Origin of the sequence: Labrys sp. WJW (assembly GCF_001676615.1) — a bacterium.
Classification (GTDB): Bacteria; Pseudomonadota; Alphaproteobacteria; order Rhizobiales; family Labraceae; genus Labrys; species Labrys sedimenti.
The window spans coordinates 39,776-60,188 of the sequence record NZ_LYXZ01000031.1 but is presented as its reverse complement, the minus strand read 5'-3'; the positions used below and the strand labels follow the sequence as shown (position 1 = coordinate 60,188).

The 20,413-nt window shown below is 63.3% G+C and carries 14 protein-coding genes; 8 read left to right on the top strand and 6 right to left on the bottom strand.

Annotation, left to right across the window (positions count from 1 at the left end):
• The first annotated feature begins 54 nt into the window (after window positions 1-54).
• Both BA190_RS19280 and BA190_RS19275 read left to right on the top strand, forming a co-directional pair.
• Window positions 55-2,241, top strand: a complete 2,187-nt coding sequence (locus tag BA190_RS19280) for an RNA degradosome polyphosphate kinase (RefSeq protein WP_068290896.1) — start codon at window positions 55-57, stop codon at window positions 2,239-2,241.
• Between the two features lie 73 nt (window positions 2,242-2,314).
• Window positions 2,315-3,832: a Ppx/GppA family phosphatase gene (locus BA190_RS19275; RefSeq protein WP_068291002.1), complete on the top strand. Its 1,518-nt coding sequence runs from the start codon at window positions 2,315-2,317 to the stop codon at window positions 3,830-3,832.
• A gap of 86 nt (window positions 3,833-3,918) precedes the next feature.
• On the opposite strand, the gene BA190_RS19270 is transcribed toward BA190_RS19275, so the two are convergent.
• Window positions 3,919-5,175 carry a D-amino acid dehydrogenase gene (locus BA190_RS19270; RefSeq protein ID WP_068290894.1) on the bottom strand — a complete coding sequence of 419 codons (1,257 nt, stop codon included), beginning with the start codon at window positions 5,173-5,175 and terminating at the stop codon, window positions 3,919-3,921.
• A 101-nt stretch (window positions 5,176-5,276) separates the two neighbouring features.
• Entirely contained in the window at window positions 5,277-6,449 is a 1,173-nt protein-coding gene (rnd, locus tag BA190_RS19265; RefSeq protein ID WP_068290892.1) for a ribonuclease D, read from the bottom strand.
• A gap of 258 nt (window positions 6,450-6,707) precedes the next feature.
• On the opposite strand from rnd, the gene aspS reads away from it, so the two are divergent.
• Window positions 6,708-8,525: an aspartate--tRNA ligase gene (gene aspS / locus BA190_RS19255; RefSeq protein WP_068290888.1), complete on the top strand. Its 1,818-nt coding sequence runs from the start codon at window positions 6,708-6,710 to the stop codon at window positions 8,523-8,525.
• Window positions 8,526-8,718: 193 nt separating this feature from the next.
• Window positions 8,719-11,040, top strand: coding sequence for an NADP-dependent malic enzyme (locus tag BA190_RS19250; RefSeq protein WP_305773778.1), 2,322 nt, complete (start codon window positions 8,719-8,721; stop codon window positions 11,038-11,040).
• Between the two features lie 44 nt (window positions 11,041-11,084).
• Here BA190_RS19250 and BA190_RS19245 read toward each other — a convergent pair whose 3' ends face one another.
• Complete coding sequence (locus BA190_RS19245) at window positions 11,085-11,621, bottom strand: DUF1697 domain-containing protein (protein ID WP_068290887.1); 537 nt, start codon at window positions 11,619-11,621, stop codon at window positions 11,085-11,087.
• Between the two features lie 62 nt (window positions 11,622-11,683).
• Window positions 11,684-12,583, bottom strand: coding sequence for a sugar kinase (locus tag BA190_RS19240; RefSeq protein ID WP_068290885.1), 900 nt, complete (start codon window positions 12,581-12,583; stop codon window positions 11,684-11,686).
• Window positions 12,584-12,959: 376 nt separating this feature from the next.
• Here BA190_RS19240 and BA190_RS19235 point away from each other — a divergent pair, with 376 nt between their 5' ends.
• Both BA190_RS19235 and cls read left to right on the top strand, forming a co-directional pair.
• Window positions 12,960-13,241 (top strand): membrane lipoprotein lipid attachment site-containing protein, encoded by a 282-nt coding sequence (locus BA190_RS19235; protein ID WP_068290883.1) that lies wholly within the window; start codon window positions 12,960-12,962, stop codon window positions 13,239-13,241.
• A gap of 185 nt (window positions 13,242-13,426) precedes the next feature.
• Window positions 13,427-14,878, top strand: coding sequence for a cardiolipin synthase (gene cls / locus BA190_RS19230; protein WP_245314842.1), 1,452 nt, complete (start codon window positions 13,427-13,429; stop codon window positions 14,876-14,878).
• Here cls and BA190_RS19225 read toward each other — a convergent pair.
• Together BA190_RS19225 and BA190_RS19220 are read right to left on the bottom strand one after the other, a co-directional pair.
• Window positions 14,862-16,049, bottom strand: a complete 1,188-nt coding sequence (locus BA190_RS19225; RefSeq protein ID WP_162275149.1) for an MFS transporter — start codon at window positions 16,047-16,049, stop codon at window positions 14,862-14,864. The two genes, cls and BA190_RS19225, sit on opposite strands and share 17 nt — an antisense overlap.
• On the bottom strand, window positions 16,042-16,827 hold the full coding sequence (locus BA190_RS19220; RefSeq protein ID WP_068290881.1) for a DeoR/GlpR family DNA-binding transcription regulator: 786 nt from the start codon (window positions 16,825-16,827) through the stop codon (window positions 16,042-16,044). The genes BA190_RS19225 and BA190_RS19220 overlap by 8 nt, the downstream gene beginning before the upstream one ends.
• 264 nt (window positions 16,828-17,091) lie before the next feature.
• Between BA190_RS19220 and BA190_RS19215 the strand changes: the two genes are divergently transcribed.
• Together BA190_RS19215 and BA190_RS19210 are read left to right on the top strand one after the other, a co-directional pair.
• Entirely contained in the window at window positions 17,092-18,849 is a 1,758-nt protein-coding gene (locus BA190_RS19215) for an ABC transporter ATP-binding protein/permease (RefSeq protein WP_162275147.1), read from the top strand.
• A 101-nt stretch (window positions 18,850-18,950) separates the two neighbouring features.
• Window positions 18,951-20,327: a glucoamylase family protein gene (locus BA190_RS19210; protein ID WP_245314840.1), complete on the top strand. Its 1,377-nt coding sequence runs from the start codon at window positions 18,951-18,953 to the stop codon at window positions 20,325-20,327.
• The last annotated feature ends 86 nt before the right edge of the window (window positions 20,328-20,413 follow it).

Here is a 20,413-nt window from a genome sequence, read left to right as displayed (position 1 = left end):
TAGCGAGCGGCATTGACGACCATGACCAGCACGGCACAGACGGCGGAGAGCGCGATGCAAGGCGATGAGATACGGGAGGCGGCACGTGACGTGGCTCCCCCCCAAAACTCGATCGCGCTACGCGTCAGCCCGGACCGCTTCATCAATCGCGAGATTTCCTGGCTGCAGTTCAATCGCCGCGTGCTGGAGGAGGCGTCCAACAAGAGTCATCCCCTGCTCGAGCAGCTGCGCTTCCTGTCGATCTCGGCCAGCAATCTCGATGAGTTCTTCATGGTGCGCGTCGCCGGCCTGATTGGCCAGGTGCGTGAGGACGTCACGGCGCGCAGCCCCGATGGCCTGTCGCCGGCCGAGCAACTCGTCAAGATCGGCGAGGCCGTGTCCAAGCTCGCCACCGACCAGCAGAAACGCTGGAACGAATTGCGTGACGACTTGCTGCTCGAAGGCATCGTGATCACCGAGCCGCGCGACCTTTCCAAGGCCGAGCGTGCCTGGCTGGACGATTATTTCCTCAGCTACATCTTTCCGATCCTGACGCCGCTCGCCGTCGACCCGGCTCATCCGTTCCCGTTCATTCCCAATCTCGGCTTCACCATCGCCCTGCAGCTCAAGCGCATGAGCGACGGGCGCATGCTGAACGCCCTGATCCGTGCGCCCCACAAGGTCGAGCGTTTCATCCGCCTGCCGGACTTCGCCGAAACCGGGGCAGCCCGCTACATCACGCTGGAAAATCTGGCGGTGCTGTTCATCGCCAAACTGTTCCCCGGCTATACCGTGAAGGGGCAGGGGTCTTTCCGCGTCATCCGCGACTCCGATCTCGAAGTCGAAGAAGAGGCGGAAGATCTGGTGTTGCTGTTCGAGACGGCGTTGAAGCAGCGCCGGCGCGGCGTGGTGATCCGCCTCGAGATCGAGGCCGGCATGCCCGACAGCATTCGCCAGTTCGTGACAGAGGAACTCGACGTCGCCGACGACGCGGTGTTTCGCGTCGAGGGCATGCTCGCCCTCAACGAATTGTCGCAACTCGTCGGGCTCGACCGTCCGGACCTCAAATTCAAGCCCTATTCGCCGCGCTCGCCCGAGCGTATCCGCGATCATGGGGCCGATGCCTTCGCCGCCATCCGGCAGAAGGACATCCTGGTGCACCACCCCTACGAATCCTTCGATGTGGTGGTGCAGTTCCTCAACCAGGCAGCGCGCGATCCGAACGTGGTCGCCATCAAGCAGACGCTGTACCGCACTTCCTCCAACAGCCCGATCGTCAAGGCGCTGGCAGAAGCCGCCGAGGCCGGCAAATCGGTCACGGCACTGGTGGAGCTGAAGGCGCGCTTCGACGAGGAAGCCAACATACGCTGGGCGCGCGATCTCGAACGCGCCGGCGTGCAGGTGGTGTTCGGTTTCATCGAACTGAAGACCCACGCCAAGCTTTCGCTGGTGGTGCGGCGCGAGATGGGCCAACTCGTGTCCTATTGCCATGTCGGCACCGGCAACTACCATCCGATCACGGCGCGCATCTACACGGACCTGTCCTTCTTCACTGCCGATCCCGTGATCGCGCGCGACGTCTCGCGCATCTTCAACTTCATCACCGGCTATGCCGAGCCGGCGGCTCTGGAGCGCATGGCGGTCTCGCCCGTCTCGCTCAAGCAGCGCATCCTCGATCACATCAATGCCGAGATCGAGCACGCCAAGGCCGGCCGGCCGGGTGCCATCTGGTGCAAATGCAACTCGCTGGTCGATACCATGATCATCGACGCGCTCTATGCCGCCAGCCAGGCGGGCGTGCAGGTCGATCTGGTGGTGCGCGGCATCTGCTGTCTGAGGCCGGGTGTTCCCGGCCTGTCGGAAAATATCCGCGTCAAGTCCATCGTCGGCCGCTTCCTGGAGCATGGCCGCATCTATGCCTTCGGCAACGGCCATGGCCTGCCGCACCAGAAGGCTGCGGTCTACATCTCCTCGGCCGATCTGATGGAGCGCAATCTCGACCGGCGCGTCGAGGCGCTCTGCCCGATCCTCAACCCGACGGTGCATGAGCAGGTGCTCGACCAGATCATGATCGCCAACCTTATCGACAACCAACAGAGCTGGAGCATCTTGCCCGACGGGACCGCCGAACGCATAGTCCCGCAGCCTGATGAAGAGCCCTTCAACGCCCACAAATATTTCATGACCAATCCCAGCCTATCGGGACGAGGCAAATCTCTTGAACACAACTCTCCCCGAACGCTCCTCAGCCGCCGACGCTGACACGCTGCCCCATGTCCAGGCTGCCGACGCGGCGGAGCCGGGGACGAGGCAGCCCGGTTTCGCACAGGGGCGCATCTGCCAGGGGCCGCCGATCGCGACGATCGACATCGGCTCAAACTCGGTTCGTCTCGTCGTCTATGAGGGGCTGACGCGCGCTCCAACGGCCGTCTTCAACGAGAAGGTGCTGTGCGGTCTCGGCCGTGGCGTGATGACCACCAAGCGTCTTGATCCAGCGGCCGTCGCCAAAGCCTATGCTGCCCTGATCCGCTTCCGCGCCCTGTGCGATACCATGGGCGTTAGGGAACTCTACGTGCTGGCCACGGCGGCGGCGCGCGATGCCGAGGACGGCGAGGAATTCATCGCCCGTGCCACGGCGATCTGCCGGACCGAGATCGAGGTCCTGTCGGGCAAGCGCGAGGCGCGCCTTTCGGCCTATGGCGTGATCTCCGGTTTCCACATGCCGGACGGCGTGGTCGGCGACATGGGCGGTGGTTCGCTCGAACTCATCGAGGTGCACGGCCATCGCGCCGGTTCGGGCATGACGACGCCGCTCGGCGGCCTGGCGCTGCAGGACACCTCCGGCCAGTCGGTGCGCAAGGCGGCCAAGATCGCCCAGGACAAGCTTTCCAAGGCGGACCCGCTGAAACATTTGAAGGATCGCACCTTCTATGCGGTCGGTGGCACCTGGCGATCGCTCGCCAAGCTGCACATGATGCAGCTCGGCTATCCCCTGCACATCATGCATGGCTATAGCGTGCCGGCACGGGAGATGCTCGATTTCTGCAAGCTGATCATGCGGGTCGACAACACCACCTTGATCGGCAAGGACACCGTTTCGACAGGACGCCTTCCGCTGCTCGCCTATGGCGCGGCGGTGATGAGCGAGGTCATCAAGGCTGGCAAGCCGCGCGATGTGGTGATCTCGGCCCAGGGCGTGCGCGAAGGCCTGCTCTATTCGCTGCTCGACGAGGAGAGCCGCAAGCTCGATCCCCTGATCACGGCAGCGAGCGAGCTCAACATCCTGCGTTCGCGCTCGCCGCGGCATGGCGAGGAATTGGTGCGTTGGAGCGACCGCTTCACGGCATCGACGCACCTCGACGAAACTGCCGACGAAAAACGCCAGCGCCATGCGGCCTGCCTGGTGGCCGATATCGGCTGGCGTGCCCACCCCGATTATCGCGGCGAACAGAGTCTCAACATCATCGCCCACGCCGCCTTTGTCGGCGTCGATCATCGTGGGCGTGCCTATATGGCGGTGGCAAACTATTTCCGCCATGTCGGCCTGAACGAGGAGGAACTCTCTCCGCGTATCCGCGAGATTGCCACTGCGCGTATTCTCGACCGGGCGCGCATTCTCGGGGGGCTGATGCGGGTGGGCTACATCCTGTCCGCCTCGATGCCGGGCGTGCTGCCGCGCGCGCCGCTCTATGTCAGCCATGGCAAGTTGTTGCTCGATGTGCCCCGCGATCTGGAGGGACTGGTGGGCGAGCGGCTCAACGCCCGCATGAAGGCGCTCGGGCGCCTGATCGGCCGCGAGGCCCTGATCCGCATCCTCGATCCGCAGGAGACCGTGACGGTGGCGGCTGAATAGAGTGAGACGGGCTGGCAGCAGCCTTCAATCCCCGCTGCCTGCCGCCAGCGGGGTGTGGCCCTTGCGAGGATGAAGGACCGGAGCGTTCAGGCTCCGTAGCGGTTCAATCCGAGGTCCGAAACGTCGATCTCCGGCTTCTTGCCGCTGACGATATCGGCCATCACCCGGCCGGAGCCGCAGGCCATGGTCCAGCCCAGCGTGCCGTGGCCGGTGTTGAGCAGGAGGTTCTTGTAGCGGGTTCGTCCTATCACCGGCGTGCCGTCAGGCGTCATCGGGCGCAGGCCCGACCAGAAGCTCGCGGCCGCGAGATCGCCCGAACCGCCGAAGAGATCGCTGACCGACTGGGCCAGCGTGTCACGGCGAGCCGGCGGCAGGTCCTTGCTGAAGCCTGAAATCTCGGCCATGCCGCCGACGCGGATGCGATCACCGAGCCGGGTGATCGCGATCTTGTAGGTCTCGTCCATGATGGTGGAGACAGGCGCGCGGCTCTCGTCGACAATCGGAATGGTGAGTGAATAGCCTTTGACCGGGTAGACCGGCACCTTGAGGCCGAGCGGCGCGACGAAACCGGGCGTATAGCTGCCGAAAGCCGCGATATAGGCATCGGCCTTCTCCACGCCCGTGCTCGTCTCGACGCCCTCGATCCTGTCTCCGGCGAAGACAAGCTGCTTGACCTCGACACCGTAGCGGAAGCGCACGCCGAGCGTTTCGGCCAGGCTCGCCAGCGCGCCGGTGAATTTGTAGCAGTCGCCGGTCTCGTCATTCGGCAGGCGCAGGCCGCCGCGGATCAGGGAACGGACATGGGCAAGAGCCGGTTCGGCACCGATACAGCCATCCGCGTCGAGGACCTCGAAGGGAACGCCATCGCGCTTGAGCACCTCGACATCCTTGCCGATGCCGTCGAGCTGCTTCTGGGTGCGGAAGAGCTGCAGCGTACCCTGCATGCGTTCGTCATAGCGGATGCCGGTGGCGGCCCTGAGTTCGATCAGCTTGTCTCGGCTATATTCGGCCAGGCGAACCATGCGGCTCTTGTTGATGGCATAGCGCTCGGAGGTGCAGTTGAGGAGCATGCGCCAGACCCAGGCGACCATCGCCGGATCGGGGCGGGGGCGCAGGATCAGCGGGGCATGCTTCATCAACAGCCACTTGATCGCCTTTTGCGGGATGCCGGGGGCAGCCCAGGGCGAGGCATAGCCGGGCGAAACCTCGCCGGCATTGGCGAAGCTGGTCTCGAGAGCCGGGCCGGGCTGGCGGTCCAGCACGACGACTTCATGTCCGGCCTTCGCCAGATAATAGGCGGAGGTCACTCCGATCACGCCGCTGCCGAGAACCGCGACCTTCATTTTATGCTCATACTCCTGCCTACGATGCGCCAAAAGGGCCGGCGAATCGAACGATTCGCCCAGCCTTCACCCGGCTCATAGCGCAAGTCAATTACAGCCAGCTATCGGCTAATTGCCGCGACCTTGCCGCGTTCGATCGCCAGAGCCAGCTTGCCGTGCTTGAGGGCGAGCGCCTTCTCGCCGAACAGTTCCCGGCGCCAGCCATGCAGGGCAGGGACATCTGCGGTATCGCTGTCGGCGATCATGTCGAGATCGTCGGTAGTGGCGATCACCTTGGCGGCGACGCCCTGGCTTTCAGCCACCATCTTCAGCAATACCTTGAGCAGTTCCACCGTCGCGCCGGCGCCATTGCTGGCGATCCGCGGCGGCGCCTGGCGTGGCAGGCTCGCGGGGTCTCGAGCCAGACCGGCCTTCACCGCTTCGATCAGGTCGAGGCCAGGGCGGGAGCGTTCCCATCCCTTCGGAATCATGCGGATACCGGCCAGCTTCTCCGGCGTGTCCGGGGCCTGCAGAGCGACTTCGGTGATGGCGTCATCCTTGAGCACACGCGAACGCGGCACGTTCTTCGACTGAGCCTCGCGCTCGCGCCAGGCCGCTACCTCGACCAGCACGGCAAGATCGCGCGGCTTGCGCACGCGTCCGCTCACCCGCCGCCAGGCATCCTCCGGGGCCTGCCGATAGGTATCCGGCGAAGTCAGAACAGACATTTCGTCGCCGACCCAATGGCTCCTCTTTCTTTTCTCGAGCGACGCCGCAAGCTTGAGATAGACGTCGCGCAAATGGGTGACGTCCGAGACGGCGTAGTTGATCTGGGCCTGGGTGAGGGGGCGCTTCGACCAGTCCGTGAAACGGGACGACTTGTCGATATGAGCGTTGGTGATGCGCTGGACCAATTGGTCATAGGCAATGGAGTCGCCATAGCCCAGCACCATGGCGGCGACCTGCGTGTCGAACAGCGGCGCGGGAATGAAGCCGGCGAGGTGCCAGACGATCTCGATATCCTGCCGGGCGGCGTGGAAGACCTTCAGCACCTTCTCGTTGCGCAACAGCTCGAACAGGGGGGCTAGATCGAGGCCCTCGGCCAAGGCATCGATGACCACGGCTTCTTCGGGGCTGGCGACCTGCACCACGCAGAGCTTGGGCCAGAAGGTGGTTTCACGCAGGAACTCCGTGTCGACGGTTACGAAGGCATGAGCGGCGAGACGGGCGCAGGCGGCTTCGAGGTCCTGGGTTGTGGTGATGATGGCGACTGGGGAACTGGAGGATTGTGGCATGAATATGCTTATCGGGCACGCGGCGTCACATGGCAAGGTTTTCGGCCTTGAATGCATGTCTGGGCGCGTTCGACACCGAACAAGACAAGCTCAACCTTGACGACGGCGGTGGCGTTGGGGTCTATGACCTCAAACTCCAGAGCAAAGCGCGTTTTGGCGAAAACGCATTTATACTCTGGCACCATCATTTGACGCCGTCTTTGCGATTCTCGGTGATACCGTCCGATCGCAAAACGCTTTGTCCGGAAAGACACGCCTATGCACCGTTATCGCTCTCACACCTGCGCCGATCTTCGCCTCGACCATGTCGGGCAGGACGTGCGGCTTTCCGGCTGGTGCCACCGCATCCGCGACCATGGTGGCCTGCTGTTCATCGACCTGCGCGACCATTACGGCCTGACCCAGTGCGTGGTCGATCCGGATTCGCCGGCCTTCAAGGTGGCCGAGACCCTGCGCTCGGAATGGGTCGTGCGCGTGGACGGCAAGCTGCGCAAGCGCCCCGAGGGTACCGAGAACCACGAGATGCCGACGGGCCTGGTGGAAATCTACGTCACCGAGATCGAGGTGCTCGGCCAGGCTGCCGAACTGCCACTGCCCGTGTTCGGTGACCAGGACTATCCGGAAGAGACGCGCCTGAAATACCGCTTCCTCGATCTCAGGCGTGAGCGCATCCACAACAACATCATGCTGCGTGGCAAGGTGGTGGACGGCATGCGCACGCGCATGAAGGCCGCAGGCTTCAACGAATTCCAGACGCCGATCCTGACGGCCTCTTCGCCGGAAGGTGCGCGCGACTTCCTGGTGCCCTCGCGCATCCATCCCGGCAAGTTCTACGCTTTGCCGCAGGCGCCGCAGCAATATAAGCAGCTGTTGATGATGGCGGGTTTCGACCGCTACTTCCAGATCGCGCCCTGCTTCCGCGACGAGGATCCGCGCGCCGACCGCCTGCCGGGCGAGTTCTATCAGCTCGATCTCGAAATGAGCTTCGTCACCCAGGAAGACGTCTTCGCTGCCGTCGAGCCGGTGATCACCGGCATTTTCGAGGAGTTCGGCAAGGGCAAGAGCGTCACCAAGGGCTGGCCGCGCATTCCCTATGCGGAGGCGCTGCGCAAATATGGCTCGGACAAGCCGGACCTGCGCAACCCGCTGATCATGCAGGAGGTCTCCGAGCATTTCCGCGGCTCGAACTTCAAGGTCTTCGCGCGCATGCTCGAAGATCCCGCCAACCAGGTCTGGGCCATTCCCGGACCGGGTGGTGGCCAGCGCACTTTTGCCGACCGCATGAACTCCTGGGCGCAGAGCGAGGGACAGCCGGGCCTGGGCTACATCCTGTTCTTCGACAAGGCGACCGACGAGACGACGAAGCAGGCCGATCCCAATGCCGAAGGCATCGGCGCGCGCGGACCGATCGCCAACAATATCGGCCCGGAAAGGGCCGAGGCGATCCGGTTGCAGCTCGGCCTGAAGGCTGGCGATGCCGCCTTCTTCGTCGCAGGCGATCCGAACAAGTTCTACAAATTTGCCGGCGCGGCTCGTACCAAGGTCGGCACGGACCTCAAGCTGGTGGACGAGAGCCGTTTCGAGCTCGCCTGGATCGTCGACTTCCCGATGTTCGAGTGGAACGAGGACGAGAAGAAGGTCGATTTCTCGCACAACCCCTTCTCCATGCCGCAGGGCGGCCTCGATGCGCTCAACAGCCAGGATCCGCTGACGCTGAAGGCCTATCAGTACGATATTGCCTGCAACGGTTTCGAGATCGCCTCCGGTGGCATCCGCAACCACAAGCCGGAAGCGATGGTGAAGGCCTTCGAGATTGCCGGTTATGGCGAGGAGACGGTGATCGAGCGTTTCGGCGGCATGTATCGGGCTTTCCAGTATGGTGCTCCGCCGCATGGCGGCATGGCGGCCGGCGTCGATCGCATCGTCATGCTGCTGGCGGGTGAACAGAACCTGCGCGAAATCTCGCTATTCCCCATGAACCAGCGCGCCGAAGACATCCTGATGGGTGCCCCCTCGGAGGCGACGCCCAAGCAGCTGCGCGAACTTCATATTCGTCTGAACGTCCAGGAAAAATAACAGTCTCGGGGCTGGCGGCCGTAATGGCATGCGCTAAAACGAAGAAAGCCGGGGCCGCGCAAGGCCTCGGACTAGAGCGTTTTACGATTTGAGGGGACTACCGAGAATCGCAATGACGCATTGAAACAAAGCGTTAGAGCAAAGCGGCCTTCGACGATTGCGCTTTGCCCTAGCCAACAGGACGGGAAACGCAATGTCAGATGTCCAGGCCGGCTCGGCAGCCCCCACGAATTCCTCGACCATGTCCGAGGATCTGCGGACCGGGGCACTGATCTACCACCGCTATCCCAAGCCGGGAAAACTGGAGATCCAGGCGACCAAGCCGCTCGGCAACCAGCGTGACCTCGCCCTGGCCTATTCGCCCGGCGTGGCGGCGGCCTGCGAGGCAATCCATGCCGATCCGCTCGAGGCGGCCAATCTGACGGCCCGCTCCAATCTCGTCGCCGTCGTCTCCAACGGCACCGCGGTGCTCGGCCTCGGTGATATCGGCCCGCTCGCCTCCAAGCCGGTAATGGAAGGCAAGGCCGTCCTGTTCAAGAAGTTCGCCGGCATCGACGTCTTCGACATCGAGATCGCCTCCAGGTCGATCGAGGAGATCGTCACCGTGGTCGCGGCGCTTGAGCCGACTTTCGGCGGCATCAACCTGGAAGACATCAAGGCGCCCGAGTGCTTCGAGGTCGAGCGCCTCCTGCGCGAGCGCATGGAGATCCCGGTCTTCCACGACGATCAGCATGGCACGGCCATCATCGTCGGCGCCGCCGTCCGCAACGGCCTGGAACTCGCGGGCAAGGCGATCAGCGAGGTCAAGATCGTGGCTTCGGGCGCCGGCGCGGCGGCGCTCGCCTGCCTCAACCTTCTGGTCTCGCTTGGCGCCAAGCGCGAGAACATCTTCATCTCCGACATCAAGGGCGTGGTCTATAAGGGCCGCACCGAGCTGATGGATCCCTGGAAAGATGTCTATGCGCAGGAGACCGAAGCGCGTACCCTCAACGACATCATCGAGGGGGCCGATATCTTCCTTGGCCTCTCCGCCGGCGGCGTGCTCAAGCCCGAGATGATCGCGCGCATGGCGCATAATCCGCTGATCATGGCGCTTGCCAATCCATTCCCGGAGATCATGCCGGAACTCGCCAAGGCGACCCGTCCGGATGCCATGATCTGCACCGGCCGTTCGGACTTCCCGAACCAGGTCAACAACGTCCTGTGCTTTCCCTACATCTTCCGCGGCGCGCTGGATTGCGGTGCCACCACCATCAATGAGGAGATGAAGCACGCGGCCGTCGAGGCGATCGCGGCTCTCGCCCGCGAGACGCCCTCGGATGTGGTCGCCCGTGCCTATGGTGGCGAAAGCCGTCGCTTCGGCGCCGATTCTCTCATCCCGTCGCCCTTCGATCCGCGCCTGATCCTGCGCATCGCTCCTGCCGTGGCGCGGGCCGCCCAGGAAACCGGTGTCGCGACCCGCCCGATCACCGACCTGGAAGCCTATGCCGAAAGCCTGACGCGTTTTGTCTTCCGCTCCGGCTTCGTGATGAAGCCGCTCTTCGCCGCCGCCAAGGCCGATCCTAAGCGCGTGGTCTATGCCGAAGGCGAGGACGAGCGCGTCCTGCGCGCCGCCCAGGTGGTGCTGGAAGAAGGGCTGGCCCGCCCGATCCTGATCGGGCGTCCCTCCGTGATCGAGACCCGCATCCAGCGCTTCGGCCTGACGATCAAGCCAGGGCATGATTTCGAGGTGATCGATCCGGCCGACGATCCCCGCTACAAGGACTATTGGTCGCTCTATCATCACCTGGCCGGGCGCGGCGGCGTCACCCAGGACACGGCACGCACCATCGTGCGTTCGAATACCTCGGTGATCGCCGCCCTGGCCCTGCATCGCGGCGATGCCGATGCGATGATCTGCGGCCTGGAAGGGGCCTATATGCGCCATCTGCGCTATGTCCGGCAGATCATCGGCCTGGCGCCGGGGGTGCGCGATTATTCGGCTCTGTCCCTGGTCCTGACCGCGAAGGGCGCCTTCTTCATCTGCGATACCCAGGTCAAGCCCGACCCTTGCGCGGAAGAGATCGCCGAAATGGCGATCCTGGCGGCCGAGCATGTCCGTCGCTTCGGTATCGACCCGAAGATCGCCCTGCTGTCGCATTCCGATTTCGGTTCCTACGACACCGATGCGGCTCGCAAGATGCGCAGGGCCCTGGAACTCCTGGTCGAGCAGCGTCCCGATCTGGAGGCTGATGGTGAGATGCAGGCGGATACCGCCCTGTCCGAAAGCCTGCGCGACCTCAAGCTGAGTTCCTCGCGGCTGCGGGGCGAGGCGAATGTGCTGGTGATGCCGAACCTCGATGCGGCCAACATCGCCTTCCAGCTCACGCGCATGCTGGCAGATGCCTTGCCCGTCGGCCCGATCCTGATCGGTGCCGCCAAGCCGGCCCACATCCTCAACCGGGCCGTGACCGTGCGCGGCGTGGTCAACATGACGGCGGTGGCCGTGGCTGAGGCGCAAGCAGCACAGGGTTGAGAAAACCGGAGAGCCGGGAGCGTGATGGCTCCCGGCGTCCCGCGTCAGGCCAGCATCTGGCCGAGGCCGCGTATGGTGTTCCAGTTACGCGCGGTGCCGACGCCGAGCCGCCTGGTGGAAAGGGCGCCGACAAGGCGGCTTTCGCTCGGGCGCCCAGCGAAGGCAATCCACAGATCCCCGCCGACCAGGGCAAGGCGCTCACCCCTATCGCAATAACGCTCCAGCTTGAGCAGGGTGTCGTCGCTGAGCGGGACCCGCATCAGGCGGGCGATGACGAGGCCGCCGTCACGTTCGGCCTCGGCCGGGAACGGATTGCGGGCGACTGTGCTGCGCCAGTCCTCCGCGCTCCGCACGATGATGTCGACATGTTTGCCGTAATGGTTCAGGAAGCCGGCTTCCAGCCGGGTTTCGAGCGCGGCGATGTCCTGTTCGGGCGTCTCGAAGACGAGGTTGCCGGTCGAGGCCAGAGTGCGGGGACGGTCACAGCCGCATGCGGTTGCGATCGCGCGCAGTTCGTCCATCACGACCCGCCGCTGCGGCGTCAGCACGATGCTGTAGAGGAGGGCGACATAGCCGGCCATGGCGAAGGGCTCGTCGGGGTAGTCCGATGCGGGCCACGACGGGCCCGCCGGCTCATAGGGCTCTAGGAAGCGGCGACGGGCTGGAACCGCGTTTCGATGGATTCCACATCCGCCCGGGTCGGCAGCTTGGCTTCGTTGCCGAGGAACTGGATCGCGTGGGTGGAGGCGCCGCGCGCGAAGCGGAAATGCTCCTCCCAGCGTGACAGCGGGCGGCTGAGATAGGAGTACATGTAGGCGCCGTGGAAGATGTCGCCGGCGCCGTTGGTATCGACCACTGCAGCCTTGGGCACGTTGAGGGCCGGCAGGCGCTGGACCTTGCCGCTCTCGTCATACCACAGCATGCCGCGCTCGCCGGCGGTCACGCCGGCGATCTTGCAGCCCTTGCCCTTGAGATAATCAAGCATCTCGGTCTCGGTCAGGTTCATCTGCTCGCACAGGCGCTCCGCCACCACCGCGACATCGACATAATTGAGCAATTCGTCGGTGTTGGAGCGCAGGCCGCCGCCGTCGAGCGAAACCAGGCGCCCGAGCTTGCGGAATTCCTTGGCATAATAGAGCGCGGCATCGGCCAGATGCCCGTCGAGGTGCAAAGCGCGGCAATTGCCGAGGTTGAGATGCGGATAGGGATGCAGATAGTCGTCGTCACGGGCGCGAACGATGGCGCGCTTGCCGTCCTTGGGCATGATGAAGGAGAGCGAGGAGCGCTTGACCTTGCGGGGGTGGACGGAGATGCCGTATTTCGCCGCCATGTCCATGAACATGCGGCCGAGCCAGTCGTTCGAATTGGTGGTGATCAGGTCGGGGATCACGCCTAGCTTGGCGCAGCAGAAAGCGGCCGTCGTGGCGTTGCCGCCGAACGCGACGGCATAGTCCTTGGCAACCGACTTTTCATCGCCGCGCGGCATGTCATCCGCAACGAAGGTCACGTCGATATAGGCATGGCCGATGAAGAGCGCTTCCATCGCTTGTCGCTCCAAACTATCTAGATTTCCGGACATTCCCGCTTAATCGTCATGAAGCGCTGGTGCAAGCGGCCTTTTCGCAGCTGCGAGAGAAGTGTCGTTCGAGGGGGCTTTCCGGCCCCTCGAAAGGCACCGGTACACGAAGGGGAACTTGTCTTCGCCGTAGAAGTTAGTATGTCGGTGACATGCGTCATTTCGGTTGAGTCGGTAGTGATATTCTCCGGCTCTGGCAGAAAGCGATGGCATCTGAAGCACGAGCTATCCTTACCTAGTCATTCATCTCCGGTTCATGGTGTGCATGATGTAAGAATCGGGCTTTGCTCTCGGTTGTATCTGTATATGATCGATACGGATCGGCATCCACGGAGGATCTCCCATGAAGAAGATTTTGATCGTAGCAGCTGCAGGGCTTTTGCTCGCAGGCTGCTCGGAATATTCGCGCGGTGACCGCGCGCTCGGTGGCGCTGCCATCGGTGCTGGCGGCGGCGCGCTGATCGGCGGCCTTGCCACGCGTTCGGCCGGCGGCGCCATCGTCGGCGGCGTGCTCGGCGGCGCAGCCGGTGCCATCGTGGGTGCCGAAACCACGCCGCGCGCCTGCACCCGCCGTTACTACGATTACTACGGCAACGTGCGGTACCGCCGCGTGCAGTGCCCGTAAGGGGTGAGATCCCTTAGAGGAAGCGCGTTTTTACGAAGACGTACTTTGCTCTAGTTCCTCGTTTGGACGCGTCTTTGCGATGCTTGACGATTTCGTCAGATCGAAGAACGCTTTGAGGATCGCCATCTGACGCAAGTCACACCCACGCAGCCCGCTGCGTGGGTTTTTTCATGGAAAGGCCCGCCTTGTCGTTGTCCGATCTGACCTTGCCGGGTTTGAGCGTGTTGGCGTGGGCCTATTTCTATTCCGAATGGGCGGTTCGCCTCGTCATGATCGTGGTGGTGCCCTTCCGGCGCAATTCGGATGCGGCGCGAAGCTGGCTGCTGCTCGTGATGTTCCTGCCATGGCCGGCCCTGGTGCTTTACCTTCTGATCGGGCGGGCCACCTATCCGCGCTGGCGGCGCAAGCGTTTCGAACGCCTTCCCGACATTCTGAGCTTGTCCGCCGACAAGGTCCGCGAGTTGACCGAGGTCACGCGCGAACGGCTGCCCCGGCGCTTCACGCGTGCTGCGGTGCTGATCGAAAGAGTGGGCAAGCTGCCGGTCGTCGATGGGGCGAGGGTGGACTTCCTCGGCGACTATTCGCGGATGATCGATCGCCTGGTTTCCGATATCGATGCCGCCCGGCATCATGTCCATCTGCTGTTCTACATCTTCTCCGACGACGAAGTGGGGCAGAAGGTGATGCAAGCCCTCTGCCGGGCGCAGACGCGCGGCGTAAAATGCCGGGTGCTCATCGATGCGATCGGCTCTCGGCAATGGGCACGCAGCGTGCTGACGACGCTGGCCGACTATGGCGTCGAGGCCCATCCCATCCTTCCGGTCACCTTCTTCCGGCGCAAGTCGGCGCGGGCGGACCTGCGCAATCACCGCAAGATTGCGGTGATGGACGGGCAGGTGGGTTATGCCGGCTCTCAGAACATCATAGCGGCCCGCACGGTGCTCGACATCTCGAACCAGGAACTGATGCTGCGCCTGGAAGGGCCGGTGGTGCTGGAATTGCAGGCCGTCTTCATCGCCGACTGGTTCCTGGAGACGGAGGAAGCGCTGCCGCTCGACAGCGTGATGTCGCCGACGCCGGCCTGTGGCACCCTGGCGATGCAGGTCCTGCCGAGCGGGCCGGATTATCGGGTCGGGGGGATCGAGAGCTTGATCGTCACGGCCATCCATTCGGCCTTGCAGCGCGTGGTGATCGTCACGCCCTATTTCATTCCCAGCGAGGCCGTTCACAAGGCGATGCAGATTGCCGTGCTGCGCGGCGTCGCCGTGCATCTGGTCGTCCCCAAGGTTTCGGACCACCGCCTCGTACGTTTCGCCCAGCAGTCCTATTATGGCGGATTGCTGGCTGCCGGGGTGAGCATCCACCTCTTCCGCGACAAGTTCCTGCACGCCAAGAACGTCTCGGTAGATACCGACGTCGCCTTGATCGGCTCGAGCAACATGGATATGCGCTCCTTCGTGCTGAACTCGGAGGTCACGGTCGTCATCTATGACCGCGAGGTCACGCTGCAATTGCGACGCATGCAGGATGACTACATCGCCAACAGCGATCGGATGGACCTGGACAGATGGCGCCGGCGCCCCTGGATCCGCAAGGTCGCCGAGAATCTGGCGCGGCTGGTCAGCCCGCTTCTATAGCCGGGCTCCCGGAGTTGCCGCGGGGAGCGCAGACGGGCGCCAGCAGTGCTATGATCACGGTGAACACCGCCGCCACGTAGAAGATGCCGGCGAGCGACGACACATGGGCGACGGTTCCGAGCAGAGGCGGGGCCGCCAGCAAGCCAGCATAGCCCATGGTCGATATCGTTGCGATCTGCACTTCCGGGCGCGGCATGGCCCCGGCGGTGCTGAACAGGACCGGCACCACATTGGCAAAGCCGATGCCGGTCAAGCCATAGCCGAGGATGGCGACATAGACATTGCCCGAAAGCGGTCCCATCAGGAGCCCGATCAAGGCGAGCAGGCAGCCGCCTCGAACCAGATGAACGCCATCGACGTGACGTCGGATAGGGTCACCCAGGAAACGCACGCTTGCCATCGCCCCGGCGAAGGCGGCATAGCCGACATTGGCCAATTCCTGGCCGGCTCCCAATTGTTCGCGCAGGAAGACGGCGGCCCAATCCAGCACGACGCCCTCTCCGCTGAAGGCGAGCGCGGCCATCAGGCCGACCACGACGGCGAGAAAGGCCGGGCGCAGGGAGGGCGATTTGCCGGCGCCGGCGTCGGCCGTTGCCGCAATCTTGCCGGGAGCGAGGCCTCTCTGCCCCCAGGCAAAGATAACGGCCAGCACCACCGTCACGATGAGCGCCTGGGTAGCGCCGTCGGTCCAGCGGAGCATCAGGGTGGCGATACCAGCCCCAGTCAATCCGCCCAGGCTCCACATGCCGTGGAACGAAGACATATAGGGCCGCCCGACCTGCTTCTCGATCCTGGCGGCATCGGCATTCATCGCCACATCCATGCAGCCGCCGCTGGCGCCGAACAGGAAGACGACGGCGGAGAGCAGCCAGACGTCCGGCATAAGGGGAATGGCGGGCAGCAGCGCCAGGAAAACCACGCCGCTCAGCCGAATGAGAGCCGCGGTGCCGAGACGCTGGATGATCCAGCCGCTGCCGGCCATGGCGAGCACGGCCCCGGCGCCGAGCATCAGCAGGACGACGCTCAGTACGATGGGATCGAGGCCCAGCCGCTCCTTGGCAAGAGGGATCTGCGTGGCCCAGACACCGTAGAGAGCGCCATTGACGTAGAAGGTCAATGCCGTTGGATGCCAGACCCGCCAGCCGGGCCGATAAAGAGACGTTTTAGACAAGATGGATCTCCACGCCACTTTCGCTGTAGCGCTGCAGGATGGGGTTCGAGCTCGCATTCTCGGTGACCATGCGATCGAGGCGAGCGAAGGGCATGACCTGATAGGCCGAGCATGTGTCGAGCTTCTCGGCGGTGACCAAGGCCATCGTCGAACGGGAGGCCGCGACCATGGCGCGCTTGAGATGGGCATCGTCATGGTCGACCACTGTCACGCCCTCGATCGGGTCGACGGCGCAGGCGCCCAGGAAGCACAGGTCCGGCTTGAGATAGGCGATCTGCTCCAGCGCTCCGGCACCGCTGGCGCTGCGCGACTGGGGATCGACCTGCCCGCCGATCAGCACCAGCTTGCCGATGCCGCGATCGAGCGCGGCGACGGCAATGTCGGGCGAGGGGGTGATCACGGTGAGGCCGGCCTCGACCGGAAGCTGGCGTGCCAGCATCAGATTGCTGGTGCTCTGGTCGAGCAGGACGACCATTCCCGCCTCGACGAAACGCAGGGCATAGGCCGCCAATTGCTTCTTCTGCGCCTCGTTGCTGATCAGGCGTCGATCAAATCGGTGTGAAGCGCGGGACTTGCGCAGGGCGCCGCCATGCACGCGCTCGATCAGGCCAGCGTCGGCGAGCTCCTTGAGGTCGCGGCGGATGGTGTCCTCCGACACGGCAAAATCCAGCGCCGCCTGGACAGACGCGATGCGGCCATCCTGTTCGATGCGCTGCAGAAGCAGGCGCTGCCGCTCGGCAGGGATGAGGCCAGCATCGAGAAGAGTTGAGGTTTCCATGGCACGCAGGATCCGATGAACGGGCTGCTTATGTCGCTTAAGTGGAGGCAATGCAAGTATGAAAATGCAAAAAGGCGCATGAACGCGCGAATTCACGCATAAGATGGATTGTCGTACGCGTTACTCGCTTACCCTTGAGGATGACTCTGCCAGATGACCGGCTATAGTCGAGGCGGAGAGTGATTCATGGTTGCACAATCCGGCGGGAAGCCTGCCGAAGCGCCGAGCAACGAGGCGGACAAGCCTGGGCAGTCCGAGCAGTCGATGGGCGGGCTGCTGCTGCAGCTCAACATGATGGCCCGCGCCTTCGTTTCCTCGCCTCATCGCAACCAGTTGTTCATGCTGGGGGTTGGCGTCTTCACCGTGCTCGTCACTTCGGCCTATTTCCAGCGGCTGTTGATCGCTTGGAACCAGCCCTTTTACGACGCGCTAACGCGTAAGGACATCGCTCAGTTCGTCCAGCAGATCTTGGTCTTCATTGCCATTGCCGGTGGCCTTTTGGTTCTCAATGTCAGCCAGACTTGGCTCGGCATGATGATCAAGCTGAAATTGAGACAGGGATTGGTCGAAGATCTCATCGGTCAATGGATGCTGCCGCGCAGGGCGTTCCGTTTGTCCAACTCTAGTAAGATCGGCGTCAACCCAGACCAGCGTCTGCATGAGGATGCACGCCACCTTACGGAATTGTCGACCGATCTGGCTATTGGCCTGTTCTCGGCATTGATCTATCTGGCAATCTTCATTCCGGCCCTATGGATCGTATCCGATGGTTTTAACTTCCAATTCCAAGGCTATACCTTCTCCATACCGGGTTACTTGGTCTGGGCGGCAATCTTGTTCTCGGCGACAGGGTCGCTGATGTCGTGGCACGTCGGCGCTTCCTTGGTAGGGCTCAACGCCGACCGTTATGCCCGCGAAGCCGAGTTCCGCTTTTCGTTGGTTCGGGTAAGCGAACATGTTGATGCCATCTCTCTCAACAACGGTGAGAAAGACGAAGAACGCCAGCTCAATCTCGATTTACGTGCGGTCTTGCTGGCGATGCGCCGCCTGGTCACCACCACCACGAGGCTGACCTGGGTGACTGCCGGATACGGCTGGTTCACCAATCTGGCACCGATCCTGGTGGCCGCACCGATCTATCTCGCCGGCAATCTGACCTTTGGTGGGCTGATGGCCGCGGTGGCCGCCTTCAATCTCGTGCAGGCCCAGTTGCGTTGGCCGGTCGACAACTTCAACAACATCGCCGATTGGCGGGCGACGCTGCTGCGTGTCGCCAATTTCCGCTCCGCCGTTACCACTATCGACGCGCAACAGACGGAAGCCAGCCATATCAAGTTCACTGAGACCGAAAACGACGGCATCCGTCTCGATGATCTGGTGATCGAAGCATCGAGCGGGCACAGCCGGCTCAACGAAGATCATGTCCAGATCCAACCCGGCGAGCGGGTTTTGATCGTCAGCGAGGCCGGAGCGAACAAGACTCTGCTCTTTCGCACTCTGGCCGGGCTCTGGCCTTTTGGCTCAGGTCAGGTCAGCATTCCCAAGGGCGGGCAGGTCACTTTCATGCCGCGTCGTCCCTATCTGCCCCAGGGCACCTTGCGACAGATCCTGTCCTATCCGCAGCCGGTGGCGAGGTTTGAACAGGCCGATTTCGAGCATGCTCTGTCCGCGGTGGGGCTTAGGCATCTGGCCGATGACCTCGACCGCAATGTACGCTGGGACAAGGACCTCGCCGACGAAGAGCAGCAGACGGTGGCTTTTGCCCGTCTCGCTCTGCAGAAGCCGGCCTGGATCGTCATCGACGAAGCCCTCGAAGGCCTGGACGAGGGGACGCGCGACAAGGTTTTCGGCCTTTTCGAAAAGGATCTTGGCAAGTCTACCATCGTCCATATCGGCCGGCCCGGTTCCAAGGCCAGCTTCTTTCCGCGTACTCTTCGGCTTCTCAACGACCGGACACAAGCGGACCGTGCGGCGGAGAAGTCGGATCGGGATGATACAGACCAATCCAAGGGCGGCGAATAAAAAGAATATATTTTTCAAAAGAGTGTTCGCTTCTGTTGAAGCGTCTGTCTAAAAATCGATCAGGCAGCCCTCATGGCTTGCCACGGGTGAAAGTCGGGACGATGGCAAAGGACAAGGCCGGCAAGAAGAAGTTCTCCAAGGGCGACAAGAAGATCGCGGCGGAGAAGGGGGGCAAGGGCATGACCAGGACCGAGCCGGCTGGCCGGCTCTACGAGGCGGCCGATCTCGTCGATCTGCCCGACGATGAACTGCTGGAAGCCGTGCAACGCCAGACCTTCCGTTTCTTCTGGGAGGGCGCGGAGCCGGCCAGCGGCATGGCCCGCGACCGCACCACCCGCACGGTGGACACGCCCAACGACCTGGTGGCGATCGGCGGGACGGGTTTCGGCATCATGGCCATGATCGTGGCGATGGAACGGGGCTGGATCAGCCGCGCCGAGGGACTGGAGCGGCTGACCAGGATCATCGACGTCATCGAGCCGACCACCTGTTTCCATGGCGCCTATTCGCATTTCATGCATGGCGAAACCGGCAGGGTCTGGCCCTTCAGCCGCAAGGACGACGGAGGCGACCTGGTCGAGACCGCCTTCCTGTTCCAGGGACTGCTTTGCGCCCGCGAATATTTCGACGCCGAGACCCCCGCCGAGACGAGGCTGCGCCAGCGCATCACCGGGCTGTGGGGCGAGATCGAATGGAACTGGTATACGCAGGGACGCCACGCGCTCTATTGGCATTGGAGCCCCAATAACGGCTTCGTGCTCGACCATGACATCCATGGCTGGAACGAGTGCCTGATCGCCTATGTGATGGCCGTATCGGCGCCGCGCTATCCGATCGATCCCGCCGCCTATCATCGCGGCTTCGCGGCCAGCAAGGATTTCGGGGCGCCGCGCAGCTATTACGACATCGAATTGCCGCTCGGCCCCGACAGGGGCGGGCCGCTGTTCTGGGCGCACTATTCCTTCCTCGGCCTCGATCCCAGGGGGCTGAAGGACCGCTACGCCGACTATTGGCGGCAGAATGTCGCCCATACGATGATCAATCATCGCCACTGCGTGCTCAATCCGCATGGCCACAAGGGCTATGGCCCCGATTGCTGGGGCCTGACGGCGAGTGACGATCCGGACGGCTACGCCGCCCATCAGCCGAGCGAGGACAATGGGGTGATCAGCCCGACGGCCGCCCTGTCGAGCTTTCCCTATGCGCCCAAAGAGGCCATGGCGGCCCTACGCCACTTCCTCGTCAAGCATGGCGACAAGGTCTGGGGCCGCTTCGGCTTCGTCGATGCCTTCAGTGAGGAGCGAGGCTGGTTCGCCGACACCTTCCTGTCGATCGACCAGGGCCCCATCATCGTGATGATCGAGAACTATCGCACCGGCCTGATCTGGAACCTGTTCATGCGCATTCCGGAGATCCAGGCTGGGTTGCGCAAGCTCGGCTTCGAAAGCCCCCATCTCGAAGCGGAGGCAGGGGCCTGAGTGAGGGCGTACCTGTCATCCCGCGTCCAGAACGCACTTCATCCCGATCCCGGATCTGCACCGCATCACGGCGTGCTGCAGCGCGT